18 protein-coding genes are annotated in these 20042 nt (G+C 46.5%); 7 read left to right on the top strand and 11 right to left on the bottom strand.

Annotation, left to right across the window (positions count from 1 at the left end; translation table 11 throughout):
* Positions 1-8 precede the first annotated feature (8 nt).
* Complete coding sequence (locus tag AWJ19_RS36760) at positions 9-203, top strand: FAD-binding domain-containing protein (RefSeq protein ID WP_241781799.1); 195 nt, start codon at positions 9-11, stop codon at positions 201-203.
* Between the two features lie 588 nt (positions 204-791).
* Here AWJ19_RS36760 and AWJ19_RS18110 read toward each other — a convergent pair.
* The 4 genes from AWJ19_RS18110 to AWJ19_RS18095 all read right to left on the bottom strand — a co-directional run bounded on the left by AWJ19_RS18110 (position 792) and on the right by AWJ19_RS18095 (position 4657).
* On the bottom strand, positions 792-1715 hold the full coding sequence (locus AWJ19_RS18110; RefSeq protein ID WP_128083642.1) for an alpha/beta hydrolase: 924 nt from the start codon (positions 1713-1715) through the stop codon (positions 792-794).
* A 31-nt stretch (positions 1716-1746) separates the two neighbouring features.
* Positions 1747-2277, bottom strand: a complete 531-nt coding sequence (locus AWJ19_RS18105; RefSeq protein WP_068725824.1) for a helix-turn-helix domain-containing protein — start codon at positions 2275-2277, stop codon at positions 1747-1749.
* Positions 2278-2889: 612 nt separating this feature from the next.
* Complete coding sequence (locus AWJ19_RS18100; protein ID WP_068725822.1) at positions 2890-3399, bottom strand: DinB family protein; 510 nt, start codon at positions 3397-3399, stop codon at positions 2890-2892.
* Positions 3400-3643: 244 nt separating this feature from the next.
* Positions 3644-4657, bottom strand: a complete 1014-nt coding sequence (locus tag AWJ19_RS18095) for a phosphotransferase (protein WP_082707987.1) — start codon at positions 4655-4657, stop codon at positions 3644-3646.
* Positions 4658-4934: 277 nt separating this feature from the next.
* On the opposite strand from AWJ19_RS18095, the gene AWJ19_RS18090 reads away from it, so the two are divergent.
* The gene (locus AWJ19_RS18090; protein ID WP_068725819.1) at positions 4935-5822 is read left to right on the top strand and encodes a sulfurtransferase; all 888 of its coding nucleotides are present in this window, start codon (positions 4935-4937) and stop codon (positions 5820-5822) included.
* A 172-nt stretch (positions 5823-5994) separates the two neighbouring features.
* Here AWJ19_RS18090 and AWJ19_RS18085 read toward each other — a convergent pair whose 3' ends face one another.
* The 5 genes from AWJ19_RS18085 to AWJ19_RS18065 are packed head-to-tail and all read right to left on the bottom strand — an operon-like array spanning position 5995 to position 9326.
* Positions 5995-6429 carry an OsmC family protein gene (locus tag AWJ19_RS18085; RefSeq protein WP_068725818.1) on the bottom strand — a complete coding sequence of 145 codons (435 nt, stop codon included), beginning with the start codon at positions 6427-6429 and terminating at the stop codon, positions 5995-5997.
* Between the two features lie 17 nt (positions 6430-6446).
* The gene (locus AWJ19_RS18080; protein ID WP_068725817.1) at positions 6447-7193 is read right to left on the bottom strand and encodes an amino acid ABC transporter ATP-binding protein; all 747 of its coding nucleotides are present in this window, start codon (positions 7191-7193) and stop codon (positions 6447-6449) included.
* A gap of 19 nt (positions 7194-7212) precedes the next feature.
* The gene (locus AWJ19_RS18075) at positions 7213-7857 is read right to left on the bottom strand and encodes an amino acid ABC transporter permease (RefSeq protein ID WP_068725816.1); all 645 of its coding nucleotides are present in this window, start codon (positions 7855-7857) and stop codon (positions 7213-7215) included.
* Positions 7858-7899: 42 nt separating this feature from the next.
* Positions 7900-8721: an ABC transporter substrate-binding protein gene (locus tag AWJ19_RS18070; protein WP_068725815.1), complete on the bottom strand. Its 822-nt coding sequence runs from the start codon at positions 8719-8721 to the stop codon at positions 7900-7902.
* A gap of 20 nt (positions 8722-8741) precedes the next feature.
* The gene (locus tag AWJ19_RS18065; protein ID WP_082707986.1) at positions 8742-9326 is read right to left on the bottom strand and encodes a TetR/AcrR family transcriptional regulator; all 585 of its coding nucleotides are present in this window, start codon (positions 9324-9326) and stop codon (positions 8742-8744) included.
* Positions 9327-9773: 447 nt separating this feature from the next.
* Between AWJ19_RS18065 and AWJ19_RS18060 the strand changes: the two genes are divergently transcribed.
* Positions 9774-10151 carry a PilZ domain-containing protein gene (locus tag AWJ19_RS18060; RefSeq protein ID WP_068725814.1) on the top strand — a complete coding sequence of 126 codons (378 nt, stop codon included), beginning with the start codon at positions 9774-9776 and terminating at the stop codon, positions 10149-10151.
* Between the two features lie 113 nt (positions 10152-10264).
* Here the strand turns inward: AWJ19_RS18060 and AWJ19_RS18055 are convergent, their stop codons facing one another.
* On the bottom strand, positions 10265-12262 hold the full coding sequence (locus AWJ19_RS18055; protein WP_068725812.1) for an AraC family transcriptional regulator: 1998 nt from the start codon (positions 12260-12262) through the stop codon (positions 10265-10267).
* Positions 12263-12593: 331 nt separating this feature from the next.
* Here AWJ19_RS18055 and AWJ19_RS18050 point away from each other — a divergent pair, with 331 nt between their 5' ends.
* Positions 12594-13880 carry a hypothetical protein gene (locus tag AWJ19_RS18050; RefSeq protein ID WP_128083640.1) on the top strand — a complete coding sequence of 429 codons (1287 nt, stop codon included), beginning with the start codon at positions 12594-12596 and terminating at the stop codon, positions 13878-13880.
* A 164-nt stretch (positions 13881-14044) separates the two neighbouring features.
* Positions 14045-16105: a methyl-accepting chemotaxis protein gene (locus AWJ19_RS18045; protein WP_068725809.1), complete on the top strand. Its 2061-nt coding sequence runs from the start codon at positions 14045-14047 to the stop codon at positions 16103-16105.
* 98 nt (positions 16106-16203) lie between these two features.
* Here the strand turns inward: AWJ19_RS18045 and AWJ19_RS18040 are convergent, their stop codons facing one another.
* Positions 16204-18051 carry a serine hydrolase domain-containing protein gene (locus AWJ19_RS18040; protein WP_068725807.1) on the bottom strand — a complete coding sequence of 616 codons (1848 nt, stop codon included), beginning with the start codon at positions 18049-18051 and terminating at the stop codon, positions 16204-16206.
* A 404-nt stretch (positions 18052-18455) separates the two neighbouring features.
* Here AWJ19_RS18040 and AWJ19_RS18035 point away from each other — a divergent pair, with 404 nt between their 5' ends.
* Both AWJ19_RS18035 and AWJ19_RS18030 read left to right on the top strand, forming a co-directional pair.
* Positions 18456-18680, top strand: coding sequence for a hypothetical protein (locus tag AWJ19_RS18035; RefSeq protein WP_068725806.1), 225 nt, complete (start codon positions 18456-18458; stop codon positions 18678-18680).
* A gap of 584 nt (positions 18681-19264) precedes the next feature.
* Positions 19265-20026, top strand: coding sequence for a DUF975 family protein (locus AWJ19_RS18030; RefSeq protein ID WP_068725804.1), 762 nt, complete (start codon positions 19265-19267; stop codon positions 20024-20026).
* Positions 20027-20042: the final 16 nt, after the last annotated feature.

The raw sequence follows: 20042 nt of genomic DNA, 5'->3' as shown, positions 1-20042 counted from the left end.
TGAATCCGGTGACGCAGTCTCAGACCCATGATCCGGACGGCAGCTATATCCGCGCCTGGCTACCGGAGTTATCCGGGCTATCCGACAAAGAGATCCATCTGCCCCGTCCGCAGGCCATTGTCGACCTGAAGCGTTCACGGGCGCTGGCGATTGAGACCTATAAAGAAATACTAAGAGGTACGCCGGATGTGATCAGCGGGTAAACTAAACAGCTGCAGCAAGAACCCTAGACTTACTTCCAGGGGTTCCATGCTGCAGCTGTTTTTGATGAGATATGGAGTTTTTTGGTGGTTATTCGTAAATACGCAGGTCTTCGTTGAAAATAAAGTTTTAGACTCCGCTGTAGTCTTTAAACTAACGTTTCCCGATAGTTCAACGCTCAAAGCGATAATTTATTTCTTTTACATCAATGCTTAAGAGGTGTACTAAGCCCACAAGCGTTTCATCCGACCACATGTAAGGTTCAAGGTCAGGGTAATCGTATCCTGGAACTTCCCCTGAAACGAATGTTTAATATTACACGATTAAAGTCGTCGATTCCGAGAAATCTTGGTGCTCCCTCGAAGCCTTCCCTCTCTAGATGTTTAAGTAGCTGGTGAACAGACTGGCTCCAATAACCAGTGGGGCTGAGAACAGTATTTTTACTACGAACAATCGACACTAAAGTGAATACATAGGAACGGCCGGAAAGTCCCTTCGGACTACCGGCCGATTCATTAAGGCGCCTGTTCCGTCTCAGAGATTGATCGACTATAATTCATCTCTTCTTCACCGGCACTTGAGTGAAGGTATTACTTTATCCGTGTTTCAGCGAATATGTCGGTTTTATTGTGTATTTCAGAAACCTGGGAATGATAGATATAGTGTGATCCTTCAAGGATGGCTAATTCTGCGTTCTTGCCGAGCCGTTTCAAATGCTCTGTCTGGTATTCCTCTCCTGTTTTGGAGGCGCCTATTATTAAAACAGGAATGTTCTCTGGAAAATCCATATCCATTACTTGAAGAATATTATCATTTAGACGCTTCATCTGATCTATGAGATTATCATTATTTACATGGTTCATAAATTTGGTATAATCATCAATTTCTTGTTCGGTATATCCATTGGATTCCTTCATGGAAAGCACGGATGATACGATAAGAGGATTAACATATCTACTTAGCCCAATAGCCTCCTGTATCTTACTTATCCCATACACAAAACCGGGTGTATCGGCTCCCTTCTTAGCCGATGATGTAGGATCGAGCATAATAATTCCGGATATTTCATCAGGGTATGTTGATGCGTAGTGTTCAGTGTAAATGCCAGATCCGGAATGTGGCATTAGTAAATACGGAGGGGAAAAACCAGCTTCGGATAAAGCCGTTCTTATTTCTTGTGTAACATTTTCGTTCGTCCTCGGCACTTCTGTTTCATCGCTAAAACCAACACCAAAATACTCCACACAGACAACGGTATAATTTTTTGACAGCTCTCGCATCAACGGCCCGAAATCAGCAGAAGGCAACGGATTTCCAAAACCCGGTAGTAGTACAATGGTTTTTTCTCCTTCACCCATTGAATAGATGTGCATGTTTTGACCGTTTACTTCAACTATTTCTCCATATGGTGTGATTTTTTCTAACTCTTTGGAAAAAAACACCTGGTTGATAATTAAGCTAATAAGGTTTATCGATACCATAATGCATAGGATAACAGCAAGAATAGTCAACATTTTTTTCTTCCACCTTTTATTTTTTGAGTGTTTACGCATTTCTATTCCTCACTTTCTTCGGGGGGGCAGATATAATTGAAATATCTCTTGGTCTTCTTCCTTCTGACATTTCGTGCGAGTGTTTTATGAGTAAGCCTTGTAGTTCCAAAAGGAATTGGTCAAATTCCCGATCGTCCATCATTAAGATAGTATTATTGAAAAATATCTTGTTGTTTCCCGGCTTAAATTTCACTCGATTGAAATACTTATCAAATTTTGTATAGATGTTCATAAGGAACGTAAACATCTTTTTTGGGACGTCCTCCATAGTATTTTGCTTGCTCAATTCATCCGTATTGAGCGAAAGAGTCCTCTCAACACTTCCACGTACTTTTCTTTCCTCAACAACTGTCAGCACATGGGCATCTATTAAGATGTTGATATGCCGATATAGAGTAGTTCGTGGAACATCACTTATTATTTCGCATAACTCGGTAGCTGTCTTTTTTTCTAGCGAAGCAAGTATTTGTACAATTCTCATTCGCGTAGGATTTATCATTACATCATATATATCCTTTGACATGTTACACCTCCATTGATTCCAAATATAATATTAATACCAACAATGGGATTATTCAAGCCGTTTCACATTTCTTAATAAAATCCATTCATTTAAAAGAAGGTTATAATATCTGCTCTTTCAGCTGCCTCAATGAGCTCCTGACTCTATTCTCCATCCTATTCTTTCCTATCCAATGCATAGAATATTCTTTAAATGAACAAATTTCATTGTCACTGTAAGCACCACTCGCGGTTAAGAGATTTTTAGATTATCTGCAATTCAGGACTCATGAGAAAACCTAGAACCAGGGTTGGGTGAACGTCAAAAAGCCCTCATCAATAGATGAAGGTTATTTGACGCTCCCTACTACAATGTCATTAAAGTAAAGTAAATTGCCCGATACTTCAACAAACAACGGCAGCCGAGCGTATGACTAACTGCCGTTATGTCATAGCGTTATCGTTTCCCTTTAGTTGAATGACTTTTTCTTGTAAGAGATTATTATTTGCTATTCATTCATTTTTAGATAAAACTCCAGTCAGCTACCAAACGCCGCTGTTTTTTCAACCCGTCTTGTCCTCTCTTCATATCAGTCTATGAACTGGGTGGAAGGGTCCTATAAAGTAAGGACGACTAACTCAGGTAACGATCTCGGATGACCCCCATGTGATGAAGTTCGTGTCCTGCGATGCCGTAAGCGAGGGCGCGCGCAGTAATTCTTAGGTTGTTGGCTGTGCCCTTGCGAGACCAAGCTTCCGTCGGCAACCCGCGCAGCAGTGTGATCGTCGAGTGCCGTACCGCCCGGTAGTCTTCGGCCAATTGCGCAGTTGTCCAGCTTCCGAAAGGAGGAATGAACAATTCCTGGTCGAAACTGGACAGAGGTGTCTGATCCCCTCTTGCAAATCGGAGCAGGCGGTAGGTCATGACGCGTTCACTGTCTGTGATGTGGCCCACGACTTCTTTCAGCGTCCATTTTCCTTCCTCATACCGATAGGCGCTCTGGCTTTCGGTCAAAGATGCCAGCAGCTCGGTCATTTGCTTTTCCTGGGTGATCAATATGTCGATGATGCTGCCTTCCGGTACCAACTGGATATACACGCCCACGTCCCCAGCGTATTCTTCTTCAGACGGTCTTTGGTTCATACGTAATCACCTTTCTATGAAGATATAGATAACTAAACTGCTCTTTCTAATGCTCTACCGCGACTTTTTTACGAAATTCGTAACTTTGGCATGACTAATGAATTCGCGACAGAATAGAACTTTCCTTCCAACTATAGAGAGTAAGCAACCACTTTGTTGGTTCGCCGCCACGCTATTCTGCCCGTTAGTTTAATGAAGCATTGACAGTCTAATACTGTTATTTTCTTTTGACAGCTTGAGTCGCTTATCCCCTGCCGGATCTACCCTGCTCTTCCCGTAAAAGCTCCACAATCCCTGCTGTTCCTGCCGACAGCTGGATCAGATCAGCGGATAGCAGCCGCGTCTGCTCATGAAGCACGCTGATTTCGTCCGTTCCTTCCAGATAACGGGAGGCAAAATGCAGGAACACATCGATTTTGCGCAGCAGCATCAAGACTGGGATAGCTGTCAGTTCTTCAGCGGTCAGCGTTACGCTCCGGCTAAAGCCTTTGCAGAAATCACGGACTGCCTGTTGCTGCTCCGGATGGCCCAGCAGCCCCGACAGAATGACTGCAGGGTCCATGGCCCGCAAATCATAGGTACAGAATTCAAAATCAAGAAGTGCCGCAACCCGGCTGTGATCACCCGTATCCACCAGCAGATTAGAAGCATTGAGATCTCCGTGGATCAGCTGATGCGGGAGTGTTTCCAGTTCTTTTAGCCAATCTGCAATATTTACATAGGCCTCATATATCCTGCCAAGCTCCACCTTCAGCTCAGCCAGCGCCTCCGGCGGATTCATGCACAGCTCCCGGACCGTCTCATCTGTACATAACGGATATGCCTGCCGGAGTTCGTAATAGGGACGGTAAACCGGCTTCGGGCCGGGAGCTAATTCAGACAGAACGGACGACAGCTGTCCTGCAGACGCGCCGAACGACTCATAGTAACCCGTAACCTCCTCGCCGGGAGAATCTCCGTCAATATAACTGAACAAGCAGGCATATTTGCCTTTACCCCCTTCAAGCTGCACCAGTGTGTCTCCATATACGTTTTGAACCGGCAGCGGAGTATTGAACGGTAAAGACAGCTTGTTCAGCTCAAGCAGCACGTAATGTTCGAATTCAATTTTTTCCCTGTCACGATGTGTATCATAAATGCGCAGAACACCCTTCCGGCCGTTACCGTTCACTATATAGGTTGTGTTGTTCCAGCCTCCGCTGCGTTTCTTCAGCGTTCCGGCCCATTCCGGCCAAAGCTCCCTCACTATTGTTTCCACAGGCTCATGCCTCTCTCTCATGAATTTCGAACCCTCTTAGTTCAAAAGCAATACTATAGCTGTCACCCCAGTGTGTCAAACCCCTTTTCCAAAATGACTATTGAATTAAAAACACTGACCCAGATTAAAGAAATGACTTATTCGGAGTGGCGGGAGCACTGGAAGATGACGTACGGCAACGTAACAGAATAAATGGATTAGGAGCGTGTATGCGTCCCAGTAATTTTTCCGTTATAATAATGCAATACATATCATAGCGCAAAGGATGGGATTCGTAATGGAAGCAACTGTATCCAAACGCTGGCTGCTGGCCAGATTGTATGACCCCGAGCAGGCGATTGTGGACTGCCGGTTCACACTAGGCAAGCCTCAGGCCGGCCGGGAAAGCTATGAGCAAGAGCATATTCCGGGAGCGGTCTATCTCGACCTGGAGCTTGACCTGTCCAGCCCGGTCACTGAACACGGCGGGCGCCATCCGCTGCCCGACCCGCAGGTGCTTGCATCCCGTCTCTCCCGGCTTGGGATCAGCAATGATACACGCATTGTAGCCTATGACGACGAAAGCGGCATGAACGCGGCCCGTCTCTGGTGGCTGCTGCGCTACCTGGGGCATGAGCAGGTATTTATTCTGGAGGACAGCTTCAGTACCTGGAAAGAAGCGAAATATCCGGTGACGGATCATCAGCCGGTGCGTGTGCCGAGCACGTTCACTGCAAATGTGCAGCAGCAGATGCTGGCTGGTGTGGATGCGGTCCGGGAGGTATCGGAAAATACCGTTGCAGCTAAGGCTGACACCGTTAATAATGGCTCATCAGAACCTCAACCTACCCTGCCAATCTTGATCGACTCGCGGGCGAATGACCGTTACCACGGCCAGAACGAATCGCTCGATAAGAAAGCAGGCCATATCCCTGGCGCCCTAAACTACTTCTGGAAAAACACGCAGAATGCTGACGGCAGCTACAAGAGCGCCGAAGAACTACAAGATCACTTCGTAGGCCTTGACAAAGACCGTGAGATCATCGTCTACTGCGGCTCCGGCGTAACCGCCTGCCCGAACATATTGGCGCTGGAGAAGGCCGGCTTCAAGAACGTGCGGCTGTATGCGGGGAGCTGGAGTGACTGGATTAGTTATGAGGAGAATCCGGTGGCAACTGGGGAATAGTCAACATGAAAAGCCCGCGTCGGACGCGGGCTTTTTGTGCTGGAGTTATATCGATGTAGGGTCGGAAAGTAGTTACAGAGCGGCCTCGGGTGATGATCCTCTCGCTTTGCAGGATTTAGGCATGGGAGACTGAGAGGACACATAACGTTCCTGGTTCAGTCCAATCCTAACATTAGCTTGTTTTCTCAGGTTTCTCTACTTCTACTCCATTGAGAATTAGACAGGGGTTAATCTCTGCCTTAAGCGAATCCGAGACGGCACAGTACTTCTCCTCAGCCATCAGGATGGCTTTCCAGAGCCGGTAATCGGGGACACTCCCATCAATATGGAAAAATAGATCAATTGCTGTAAATCCGGAAGGATTTGCTTCCTTGCGGGTTCCTTCTGCTACAATTTCGAGTCGTGTGATTTCTGGCAGGAACCGGTCCAAAATCATGGTGATATCGATGCCCATGCAGCCTCCCAACCCGGCAAGCAGCAATTCCATCGGAGTCATGCCTTCGCCGTTACCCCCGTATTTAGGAGTTGCATCCATCCCCACGGAATAGCCGGATGGACCTGTTGAATCAAACATCCGTTTACCTTTCCAAATGGTCGATACTTTCATTATATTTACCTTCTCCCTTAAATTTCGTTGATTTGACGCAAGAATCTGCGTGTCCGTTCCTCTTGGGGATCTTCAAAAAACCGCTGCGGAGCCGCTTCTTCGATAATATTACCATCTGCCATTAAAATGATTTTGGTCGCCACTTCACGGGCAAATTTCATCTCATGTGACACGACCAGCATTGTCATACCCTCCTGAGCCAGCTCACGCATTACGCTCAGCACCTCACCCACAAGCTCAGGATCAAGCGCAGAAGTGGGTTCATCGAATAACATTACTGCGGGTTCCATCGCCAGAGAACGGGCAATCGCCACTCGCTGTTGCTGCCCGCCGGAGAGCCGGGAAGGATAATATTCTTCACGATCTGCCAGTCCAACGCGGTCCAGAAGCTTCCGGCCTATAGCTACGGCCTGATCCTTCGGCAGCTTCTTCACGGTGATCAGACCTTCTATCACATTGCCGAGCGCTGTTTTGTGCGGATATAGGTTAAACTGCTGGAACACCATCCCGCTCTGCTTACGGATATTCCGGGTGGCCTGCTGACGCAAACGTCTGGAGGCAGTGGCATCTACTACAATCCCATTTACTTCAAAGCTGCCGCCTGAGATGTCCTCCAAACCATTTAAGCAGCGAAGTAATGTGCTTTTGCCTGAACCGCTCGGTCCCAGCACAACGACAATATCCTGTGCTGCCACCTGTATATTAATGCCCTTCAGCACTTCATGATCCTGAAAATGCTTCGATAAGCCTGTAGTCGTTATCATGTTAACGTCATCTCCATGTTCAATAAGCTTTGGCCAATCTGCGTTCGAACCGCTCCAGGATGAAGGCCAGCCCTGTACTCATAATCCAATACATCACACCGATCCCCAGATAAAAAGGCATATATTGATAATACTGGGCAATGAGGAGCTGTGCTTGACGCAGGAGTTCGCTGACCGTGATTACTGAAACGAGTGAGGTCTCCTTCAGCATACCAATGAACGTATTTCCCATAGGTGGAATAGCAATACGCATGGCCTGCGGCAGCACAATTCTGCGCATCGCCTGCCATGGCGTCATTCCGGTTGAATAAGCAGCCTCCAGTTGTCCCTTCGGAACCGACATAATGGCTCCACGGAACGTCTCAGACAAGTAAGCCCCGGCATTTACACTGAGCGCAATATAGGCTGCTGTCAGTGAACCAAGCGTAATCCCATAATCAACAAGCCCATAATATATGATAACTATCTGAACAAGGAGTGGTGTCCCGCGGATGACCGATACATAGAAACGGGCAATCCACCGAATCGGCGGATTCCCTTTGAGACGGGCGATTGCCACTACTAGTCCGATGATCAGACCAAAGAACATAGAAACAATTGTCAACAGTAAAGTGTAACCGGCGCCCTTCAGCAAGAAGGGCAGATTGTCGAATACGAGTTGCATAAATACTACCCCCTTCCCGCCATAGGGCGCACGCTCCAACATTTATTTTGCAGGTGTCTCATTGAACCATTTCTGAAAAAGAGTGTCGTATGTGCCGTCTGCCTTCATATCTGCCAACGCTTTATTCATGGCATCCCGAAGCTCTGCATTATCCTGGCGAAGAGCAACACCCGCCATATCGGATTTGATCGGTTCGCCCACCGCTTTAATCTGGAAGCCATTCTCATCCACAATCGGCTTCAAGGCATACAGATTATTAATGGTCGCATCAATCCGTCCTGCATCCAGATCCTTCAGTGAGGTAATGACATCATCATACGTCTTGATCTTGAAATCACCTACTTTTGGCAGCACTTCGGTACGCAGGTAGGTTTCATCGTTCGTTCCGAGCCCCACCCCAATCGTTTTCCCTTTGAAGTCTTCCAGCTTAGTGATATCTGTATTTTTAGAATTTACGATGATTTTGACATTGTTAGTGATGTAAGGATCCGTGAAATCAATTTGCTTCTTACGTTCATCAGTAATCGTAACCTGGCTAATCACGATGTCGAATTTCTCCGCTTGCAGACTTGGGATCAGCCCGGAGAAATCCTGAGTCGTGAATTCTGCTGTTACTCCAAGACGTTTGGCAATTTCCTTGGCGATATCAGGGTCAAAACCGTCTACTTCTTTCTTATCATTCAAAAAGGTATACGGCGGATAGGTTCCCATGGTACCGACCTTGATCACACCCGCTTTTTTAATTTGTTCCAGTTCATTCGCAGCCGTAGTTCCCGAGTCTGAGTTCCCTCCGCAAGCGCTTAGAACCAGACCGAACACAGCCAGAGCTGTTATTGTAACCATAGCAAATTTACGTTTTATCATTATTGTTTCTCTCCCTTTATCTATATTTTTCCAAGCAATCCGTAAAATTCGAAACTGGCCAATTCACTCGCTAATTGCTGTGCCGAGGCCTCAGCAACCTTAGAATGAATGTCTTCGGAGCCAAATAACCAGCGTGAGAGCAAGCCGTCACACATACTCATCAACAGAGCAGCGCGAAGCTCAACCTCTATACCCTCAGGGAGCATTTGCAGCTCTATCGCTCTTTCTATATTGCGGCGAAAAGCTTGCTCCATCGCATTCCGGGTAGCCGAAATACGCTTCCTTATCTTTTGATCTGCTCCATTTCCCATCAGGAGGATCTCCATAAGATGGCGGTTCTCTGCGGCGAAATTGAACAACCGGTGGAACAGTGCTTCTGAAGCTTTTACCATATCCGCTATATCTCCCGGATCTTGACGATACCCTTGGGCAATCACCTGCAGCAGCTGTTCCTTGCCCGTTTCGATAATCTCCAGCGCAATGGCTTCCTTGCTCTTAAAATGCCAATAAAAGGTTCCTTGCGCTACACCCGCTTCCTGAACGATGTCCGATATTTTCGTCTGATGATATCCCAGCCTGGCAAACTTCTCCAAAGCAATCTGCATCAGCTGAGTTCTGCGGTCTATGTTTCCGTTGTTTTCATCTATAGGCAATCCATCTCCCCCTCCCGATTGATTAGTCAGTCAGTTGTCTTTTTTAAATCCTATAGGATAACTATGCTATTGTCAATAGATTCTTAATATTTCTTCCTGTGGAGCTGCTGACGAACCTTAAACTCAAACGATATGCCAAGTGCCTGACAGACTGTCAGATGATCACGTTAGACGGGCATATTTTTCTGGAATCAGACAAAAGCAACGCTGAGTTAGCATATTCCTTAGCGGTTATCGGTGCCCATCGGCTATTGCAGACCCAAAACAGGGTTGAGACGCTAATCAGCCGGCCTGTGGCATGACGACTTATACTTGGGACCACCGAGATTATAGCTCTTCACTAATCCTGCTTCCGTGTCGATAAATTTTAGATACACATGGAAAAGTATGGAGGAGCATATGAATAGTAACCGCAGAACTGAACCTTTTCGCTACACTCTAAAAGAACCTGCTACATTTGATCTATATATTCTTACCATTAACGGAATCCCTGTTCCCCCCAAACCCGTAAGTGCCCTACTGTACGACATTAGCCGTTCGGGATGCCGGTTATCGATTCCTTTGAACATTAATCCGGACGCTAACCTGGTACGTGTAGGCATGGAGATGGCCCTCTCCTCAGAATCTATGTACTTAGAAGGATCATTGAAATGGTATAGGGAGGAATCTGACACCTTTCACTACGGCATTCAATTGGACATTCCTGAAGCTGACAAGGATCGCCTTCCAAAAATGCTGCGCACATTGGCTGGTGAAGGTAAAATATTGGTTCGTTGAGAGATACAAAAAAAGAGCATTCCCCGTAAGGGAGTGCTCCTTTTACATTCTTTTATCTTATATTTTGAAGCAAATACATAAGAACATCGAGCAGAGGAGTCACTACTTTCCCCCTACTTCCTTGTACCCAGAAAACTTTCTAGAATGAATTTCAATTGTGCCTCCAAAGAAATCGGATCATTATAATAAGAGCCTTTTTCATCAATGAAGTATACCTGTTTATTTTTCACCGCCGGAAGTGATTTCCATATATTGCTTCCATAAACGACATTCGCATCTCCATCATCCCATCCCCAGTTGCTTGTAAAGATATAATCTCCGGCATATTCCGGCAGCAGTTCAAGTGATAGATCACCACCAAACCCCTCGCCGTCAATCAGAGTCTTCTGGATAATGTCCGGGGCTCTTAACCCAAGGTCCCCGTAGAGGATCTCACCGCCTCTTCCCCCCTTGTCCCCCCAGGCATAAATACCTTTTGCATAGGGCTGTAAGATCGATACGGTTTTATCGCCTACAACCTTGTTGATTTGAGGCTTGACCTCAGCAATTTGGGCATTCCATTCTTCTATCCACCGCTTCGCAGCGTCTTCTTTGCCGGTGATTTTCCCAAATTCCAATAATAAATCCTGTGGAGTGCCCGCACCGTACTTTAGCCTTACTACCGGAGCGATCTGTGCCAGCTGCTCGTATTGCGACTCTTCGATATAGTCAAAAGTGATGATCAAATCCGGGTCCAGTTCCAGAATGGCTTCAGCATTCGGCTCTGCGCCAATATTGATGATATTATCCAGGCGCCCTTCATGGAACGGATTTTTTAATGAATCGGCGGCGGCGGCAATCGGCTTAACATCCAGTACCAACAAGTTACCAATCGCACTGCCTGTCAAATCAATTATCCGTTCTGGATTCAGTGGAATCGTGACCTCTCCTTTACTGTCTATATAGGTTTTGGTTGCTGCAGCAGCATTACCTGCGTTAGAGCTCTCATTGGCCGCGCCTGAATTCTGATTGGTTGTAATCACCGCCTGTGAACTATTACCGCCAGTAGCGCTATTCGCCGGCTTCGTTGTATTGGAGCATGCACTAATCAACAATGTCAAACATAACACTAATGCTGCTGTGGCAACCGACGAAGTCTTCATTCCTCTTTTCACTGGTAATCCCCCTCTTTTGCTTAAATGATAATAATTCTCATTGCTTTTGATACTATAGCACTGGGAATTATCCGCTACAAGGGCAGATTTCGGATGATGAGCAGGCGATTTTGGTACAGATCTGTCTCCATCAAATTGAATTTTGAATCGTGCAGGCGGTAAGCCATACTGCTTCTTAAAATTACGGCTTAATGTATGTGCATCGGAATATCCTACCCGCTCAGCCACCTCCTGCAGGGATATATCACTATATAACAAAAGGTTCACAGATGCCTCCAAGCGGATTTGCGCTAGCACACGCATGGGACTTTCATTCATCCGGCTCTTGAACAGCTTGCTTAAATAACTGACACTGCAGTCAAACAGCTCAGCCAATAAATCCAGTGAGATCGTTTCCCTATAGTGCTCCTGCATGTAACGAAGCACCTGAGCCAGCAAATCCGGCTTGACCGGTTCAAGCCCTTGAAGCTGCAGTTGCCAAAGAAGTTCATGAATAAATTGGAGAAACAGCGTCCTCGCATGTAAGGAATGCAGCGGATCGAATGTCAGCCAATCCCCATACATTTGTTCCAGCTTCATAAGCAGTGGTAAAGGATAGGGTGGTTGAAAGCTGTATTGATACTTAAACGGATCCTCCCGTTCGAGCTGCTCCTGCAGTTTGCTGGACGAGGGCAGCAGCAGCACCGCCTTGTACAAAACAAGAAAGTATTCAAAAGTTACCTCTGCAAGAATATGCAGAACAGCCCCGCGTCCCCCATGCACAAGTTGATTCCGGCTCAATGTAATCCCCATATCATCCAACTGCACATGGGCCTGTCCCTGATAAGCAAACACAAAAGCGCTAGCTGGTAGTTGGTAAAGAGGAAGTTCTGTTCCAGCCTCCAGACTATAGCTGCGGATATCCAATACTTTTATCGATGCATGGTTCCATAGCCTAATATGATCGTCCAATTTCATCATAATTCTCCGTTGTTTATTATTACTCAAAGTATAATTGATAAACATTCTCAATTACAAGGTTTATATCCCGCTAAGGTTCAGAGCAGCACCACAGAATTCATGGCTCCCATAAACGGTGAATCCAACGAGGTCCCTGTGGGAAGCGCGTTATACATGATTAATGGAGTCAATATGGATGAAGCCGTTAAGATACTCATCCCCCTCCCCTTTCCAGCCGCTTCTCCCTCTCTATTTCTGACATTCCCTTCCTTGTCCATTCCTGGCACGTGCTATTACAATAAGAGTCTGGAATGTAATGCCAATACATAGAAAAACGAGGTATAGGAGCATGAGTACAAGACGATTCAAATGTTTTACAGCAATGCTGGCTATTTTGCTTGCCGCCCAGCTGCTGGCACCGGGCAGAACCTTCGCAGCTTACAAAACTCAGCAGCTGCCGGAGCCGGAATGGAGCTACAAGCTGCCCGAGGGCTACACCACTTTTAACACCTACGACAGTTTACAGAGCAAGAACCGTGTGTTTTTCCAGCTGCGCAAGAAAGTGGCTGTTTCATCAACCCAAACCAAGTCCACCCTCTTAACCTACGCAGCCGCAGACCGCAAAACGGGCACTGCCAACTGGGTCTATGACTACTCTGATATTGCCAATGACAAAATTTTCAGCGGATCGAACCCTTACTACAGCAAGGATGGCAACAGTTATTTTTATAAAAGGAACGACAACGGAACAAAAGTCCTCCTCTCCGCAGTCAATGAGAACGGCAAGCTGAAATGGACCAAAACGTTCAATAATACGTTCGAACTGGTTATGCTGGATACCGGAAATCTTCTGCTGTATTACACCACCTACAACTATTCAAGCAAGACCTCTATCCGCCATTTCGAGGAGTTCAGCAGTGACGGGAAGCAGGTCCGAAAACTGGCAATAACCAAAGGTGTATTAACAACAGGTACATTGGAGATACTCCCGAACGGCTATATTGTGCACAATTCTGACCAGACCAGTGTTAATGTCTACCGGAGTCTGGATTCCCTTAAAACGCCTTTCGTCAAATACACAGCCCCTAAAGAATTGGTTGGCGTCAATGTGGGGGTGCAGCCCTTCAGCGGCGGGTCCGTATTAGTCTCCTTATACAGCAAGACTGACTACAAACTAATCGGATTCGGTGCGGACGGCAAAAGGAATTGGGTACGCACACTTAACCCTAAAGACCGTGTCATCGGCATTACCGGCAATAACTATCTGGTCCAGAGCAACAATGCCGTGTACCGGCTGTACAGCAAAGACAACCAGCTTCTCGGCAAGCAGCAAATTGGCGAGCTTGGTGATACCGGTTGGAATTCCCGCATAACGCCTTCGGGCGAAATTACTGTAGAGAAGCAGTACCAGTGGCAGGAACGTCCGGCAGTAATTGATCCAGAGACTTTCGAGGGGGATCTAGCCAGAGAGGATTTTTACGTGCTTGATCCGGGGAATTTGCAGATTAACTACCATCTCTCCACACTGTGGAACGACTATCACGCCGGACACCAATATATCTATGCGGGAAAAGGCGAGCTCTATCTTTCAGACAACTGGTTCAGTAATACTTTGACAAAATACATTTTAAAATAGTGCTGGACGATAGTATTTACACGTTCGGTAACCTAATAACTTTTGCAAACCGGTTTGGAGCGACATTCCAAGCCGGTTTTTTCATAAAACCTAAAAGAATTTCGCCCAAATTCCGACATATTATTCAAGAGCTTTTGCTCAAATATGCATTCGGGGGATGACTTATGTCACAGCTAATCAAAAAACGGCCATTCCGATCTTCGAGTATTGCAAACACTTTGTCCCTCGTCCTGCTTGTCATTATCGTTGTCGTCTTTTCGATTCTGGGTACCTTCTTCTATTCGAACACCAAAAGCATTTTGGTCAACCAGCAGGAGTCAATCCTTATGACCAAAACCCAGGGCATTGTCAGTCAATTTGATGCCATGTTTAAAGAAAAGGGCTCACTGGTCAAACAAATGTCCACGAATGATCTATTCAAGCGATATATTGAAAGCACAACACCAGGTCAGGTAACCACATCTCCTCATTCTGCTGACACAATAGCGACCTTGGCGGAAATTGTTAAGGCTGAGCCTTCCTTTGCCGATGCCTGGGTAGCCGGATTATCCGGGAAGGGTTATTTTCTGCAAAATGACGGTGTCGCCTCCAAGTCTGATTTCGACATCCGTTCACGCCCCTATTTCAAGCCTGCCAGCGAAGCTGACGGCCTGTATTATTCTGAACCCTATGCTGACGTCAACACCGGCACTTTGCTGATGGGCATCTTTTATCCGATTAAAAATGACAGCAATCAGCTGATCGGCTTTATTGCCGCAGATATTGCTTTTGATGACATCCCGGCGATCATGCAGAGCTACTCTCTGGGCAGCACCGGTTATTCCATGCTCGCTACCCGTTCCGGCGACCTGCTGTATCACCCCGACAAAGAGAAAGTCCTGAATGAAAAAATCAATGAGATTCCGGGTGACCTCGGCTTAATCGGCACAAAAATGATTAATGGCGATACCGGCGTTGAGCTGATTAACGACAATGGGGAAGCCCGTTATATCGGTTATGCTACCAGTGAGGATACAGGGTGGTCTGTCGGCCTGACCATTACTCAGCAAGAAGCGCTCAGCGAACTGAAATCCTTTACCCGGAGCACGATTGCCGGTTTTTCAGCAGCTGCCCTTTTGCTGGTGCTGATCAGTTATGTCACACTCCGCTACCTGCTTAGATCCATACCAAGACTGCTCTCCACAATCAAACGGATTGAGGACGGGGATTTGACGGTTCAGTTCAAAGAAAATTCTAGCAACGAAATCGGGCAAATTGCCCAAGGTATCTCCAGCATGGTCCAGAGGATTCAGGGAATGATTCAAGTAATCACAAATACTACTCAGGTGTTGGCTCAATCTTCCCATAATCTGCAGGCTATCTCCTCCAAAACAGCAACAACAATGAACGAAACGGCGACGGCCATCAATGAGATTGCAAACGCCACAAACTATCAGTCAGAGGAATCAGAGAGTATTCTGCACAAAACAGGTGCACTGTCAGATCAAATTAATGAAATTACCAGTGACGCACAGGCTGTAGAAAATATGGCGCAAATTTCTGCACAGCTGAGTGAATCAGGTCTTGCCCTGGTAGAGCAGCTGTCCAAATCAGCGGAAGACAATCACAAATCCACTCAGGCGGTGTCATCTATTATAGAGGCCATTGATACAAGCCGTCATGAGATCACGGGCATTGTAGGCACTGTGAATCAAATTGCTGCCCAGACCAACCTGTTGGCGTTAAATGCTTCTATTGAGGCGGCACGTGCAGGTGAACATGGCCGGGGATTTGCAGTAGTTGCCGGAGAAGTACGCAAGCTCGCTGAACAAACAGCAGTAGCGACTCAGGAAATCTACAAAAAAGTCAGTGCAATCGAAGAAAAAACAATAATCTCAGTAGAGCACACTAACAATGCCTTGAAGATTGCCGAGGAAAACGCCAGCTCTGTAGAGAATGCCAAGCAGGTTTTCTTTGACCTGAACAGGGATTTAGAGGAGTTAAAGCTACGGATGATTCAGATCAGCAATAACACCTCTGTTATCCACAAGCACAAGGATGAAATTTTACAGGCAATCGAGGTCATCTCTTCCACCACCGAGGAGAATTCCGCCTCTACACAGGAGGTTAGTGCCAATACGCAGGAGCAATTAAGCAGCATTGAGCAGGTTGCCGAACTATCCAGACAGTTAAGCCAAGTCTCCCAAAGGCTGGAGGAAGAGCTAAAGCAGTTTAAGGTGGAGTGACGGTTTAACATTAAGCGCCCGCCCCAACCGTCCAATCTAATCAAAACAAATAGCCTGCGTCTGCGCAGGCTATTTGTTTGGCTTTACCACAAACTCGCTTAGCTGTAAAATTGCCAGAAAATAAGCAGCCCCACCAGTACAGCCATCATTACAATAGGCAGTATAGCCATCCGCTTGTCACGAACGGTTAATGCCCGCCGTTTATTTTTCCAGGATAACAGGAGTAACGCGACAAATAGCACTGCCACCCCTGTCAGGCCATAGTTCACTACAATCTGAGGGTATACTTCAGAGTACGCACGCTCATTGTTACTAAGCATCCTTGCAGCCAAAATCATATTATTCGCCACAATGCCCGTACCCGTTAGGGTAAGACCAATCACCAGTCTGCGGCTGCCGGCACGCGCCACTGGGCTTGTATTGGATCTAACTTTGTTCATGACCGCCTGAACCATTAATACAAGCGGAGAAATGATAAAGTAGAGGACAGCCAGCACTGCAAGTACAGTATTTACAATAAGTATCGGCATGGTTTTACCTGCGGGAAGCGGTAAATAGTCAGAGGTATATACTGAGATTGCCTCCACTTTGCCATCCCTCATCTTGGCATACAGCATCGGCCAGACATCAAGTGCAGAATCTCCGCCCACCTTCTGGTAAAGGTACGGCTCCACTTGTTTATAGCTTGCAGTCATGCCTGCAAGGGATGCCTGCAGCTGATCCTCTCCCTGCGGCTCAAGCTTCAGCAGCGTAAGATAAGGGAACAGATTCATAAAGCCATGTCCCGGACGGCGTGCAGCCATGAACTTGCCTTGCACCTCTGAGGTATCCGGGAGATCCAGAGCAACCGGCTGCTCACGTGTGCCCACTATTGCTTTGGTTAAACCATGAACAATATTGGATTCGCTGGCCTGATTGGTCATGATGACGACGGCAAACCGGTCTTCGGGAACAATCTGCAGATTGGTAGCAAAAGCAATTGTATTTCCGCCATGTCCCAGCGTCCGGTGCAAACCGGGATACTCCCAGAAGCCATGGGCAATGCCAGGCATTCCCTCAGCCGGGGAATAGCTTTGGGACAGCATTGTATCCAGCGTGTCATGCTTCTTGAACAAAGGCGATTGTTCTCCGTCTTCAGGCATGAAAGCCATTGCAAACTTGGCCAGATCCTCTGCAGTGCCGTTATTGCCGCCGTTAGGATACATGGACATATAATTCCATGATCCTGGCTTGAAGGAGCCTTCCTTTTCAAAGAGATATCCTTTAGCTTTATGCTCCAGCAGCTCTGGACGGTCTTCTACAACGGAATGCGCAATGGAATTCTTCATGCCCAGCGGATCAAAAATATGCTGTTGTACATATTCATCGTAAGGCTCCCCGCTGATTAACTCCACAATGTAGGCAGCCAGTGAATTCCCGTAGTTCGAGTAAGCCACAGCCTCTCCGGGTCTGAAAATCTGTGCCGGCTGGGCAAGCTGCAGTCCCGCTTCCAGTGACTGCACTTCCTCAGGAGACTGATAGGCCATATCGAACATATACTCTTCAAATCCGGCATTATGGTTCATCAGGTTGAGCATCGTAATCGGCTCGTCGTATTTCAGCCTGGTAAGGAAATTCGGCGGCAAATAGCTGCGGATATCCTGATTCAGATCCAGTTTCCCTCGTTCAGCCAGCTGCATCACTGAAGTCCAAACGGCAAGCTTGCTGATTGAGCCCCACTCCATCACCGTATCCGGTGAAACCGGAATCTGCCGCTCCACGTCGGCGAAGCCGTAACCTTTGGACAGAACCACCTGGCCATCCTTCACCATAACAATGGATGCACCTACGGTCTTTTGTCCTATGTACTCTTTTACATAATTATCTACAAAAGCTTCCAGTCCGGCCAGCGGAATTCCGGAAGGTGTAGCACCCCCTCCTGTTTTTTCAGATGCAAATACTGTCATACTTCCTGACAATAGCAATAGGGCCGAGAATACAAATATAATCCCTCTTCTTAACAATAAAACCTCTCCTCGTTATCTGGTAAATTTCTGCAGTCCCCCTATTCTACCAAAATTCTTTGGTAATAATATAAAAAAGATGAATAAGACATTTATGCAGCAGCAGACGCTTCTGCCAGCATACCGGAGCATATGGGCGTACTTGTAAGGAGAGGTCCGCTGAGGTCTGCTGTTCCTGTCTCTGCTGCACTCACCCCCTATGAATACGGCTCATACAAATTGGGCACAATCAGGCTTTCCTGTATAATGATAAACATTACGCCGGGTGTGAAGTTAAAAATGCGGATCACCAACTATACAGGCTCAATCGGGAGTCTGCACTCTTAAATCTGAAAGGATGAAGTACATTGGGTTACACGGAACTGCTGGAGCGGAAAGGCGAACTTCTTAAAAAGACAGTCGAAAATTGGGTTTTGAAAGAAAACCGTGATGGTCTGAACCATCAGGAGGCCCATATTTACCGTAATATGCTCAAGGAATTTCACCAGAACGAATATGAATTGAATTCAGTGCGCGATGAGGAAGCAATCAAGCGTCAGGAATCCGGATCTGCGGATAAGCAGAATAGCTAATCGGACCATTAAAAGCACGCCAGCCGGACTGGACTTCCGAACGCTTTACCTGCGGATGGTCAGTCGGCTTTACATATGAGAAAAACTCAGCCTATTGAGCCCTCCTTCCACCTGGACTTTTATTATCAACGGTCACTAGCTGCAGTCACCCCACAGACTTATAAACAGAGAAAGTGGCAAAAAAAAATCCACGTAAAGGGCTGTCGGCTCTTTTCTGATGTGATTTAACCTGTTTTTGACGGAGTTTTCCGTTTCTTTATGATTTTCAACTTACCACTTTTCAAAAGCAAGTTGATCTTCTTGTCTTATGCCGCCAAGGGTGCAACGTACAAGCTGGATCTGACTAATGCCAAGAATCCGAAGATTCTCGTAACCTAAGGCACCACTACGCTGGAGTTGCAAATCTACAAAAATATAGCGGTACTTAACGGCAAGAAGACCTCCTTATTTGGAGTTATTATCTATCATGAGCATATATTCAAAAAAAGCATCAGTAAGGTTGTCATGAATAGTTTGTCTTATGGCATATTTTATGGTATCTATTGTAAGACTGAGAACAAAATACATATGAAAGAGGTTTTATTATGTGGGAACGCGGAGAACTGAAACGAAGGGCCAAGGAGGTGCTCCGTACCTCGTATTGGAAGGCTTTTGTAGTCAGCTTAATCCTGGTCATTCTCGGGGAAGGTGCGGGCATTCCAAGTTTTAACCGAAACTGGGGATCGTCGGGGCGGACAGAAATTACAAACTCGGGTATTGTTTCCGACTGGGGTGTTTTAGGGCCTCTTCTTTTTATTGCAGTGTTCATCGGCTTGTTCATCGTATTGTTAGGAATTGCTTTTCATATTCTGATTGGCTCACCTCTAATTGTTGGCTCCCAGCGTTATTTCAAGCAGTCTGCCGAAGGTGAAGTCAGTATGCGGCATATTGGTTATTCGTTCAGAATGGACCGCTACTGGGCTATAGTGGGCACAATGCTCTGGAGAAATTTTTTACTTTTCTTATGGACACTGCTTCTGATCATTCCTGGTATCATTAAATCCTATTCGTACAGTCAGGTACCGTTCATTCTTGCGGACAATCCGAACATTGGTTACAAACGGGCAGTGGAATTAAGCAGACAAATGACACACGGTCAGAAATTCCGGATATTTGTGCTTGATCTGAGCTTTATCGGCTGGATTCTGCTGGGCCTGTTGGCACTCGGCATCGGCGTCTTGTTTGTGCAGCCTTATGTCAATGCGACGAAGGCAGAGCTTTACCTGGACTTGCGCCGGAATGCGCTTGCCGGAGGTTTAACAAATGAGTATGAGCTCCGTTTGATGGAACCCCCATTCTTTAAATAATGGAATCTCCGCTAAA

This window comes from Paenibacillus sp. DMB5, assembly GCF_001517085.1.
Taxonomy (GTDB): domain Bacteria; phylum Bacillota; class Bacilli; order Paenibacillales; family Paenibacillaceae; genus Paenibacillus_AQ.
Note: the sequence above shows the minus strand (reverse complement) of the source record. Positions and strands in the feature narration are given on the sequence as shown.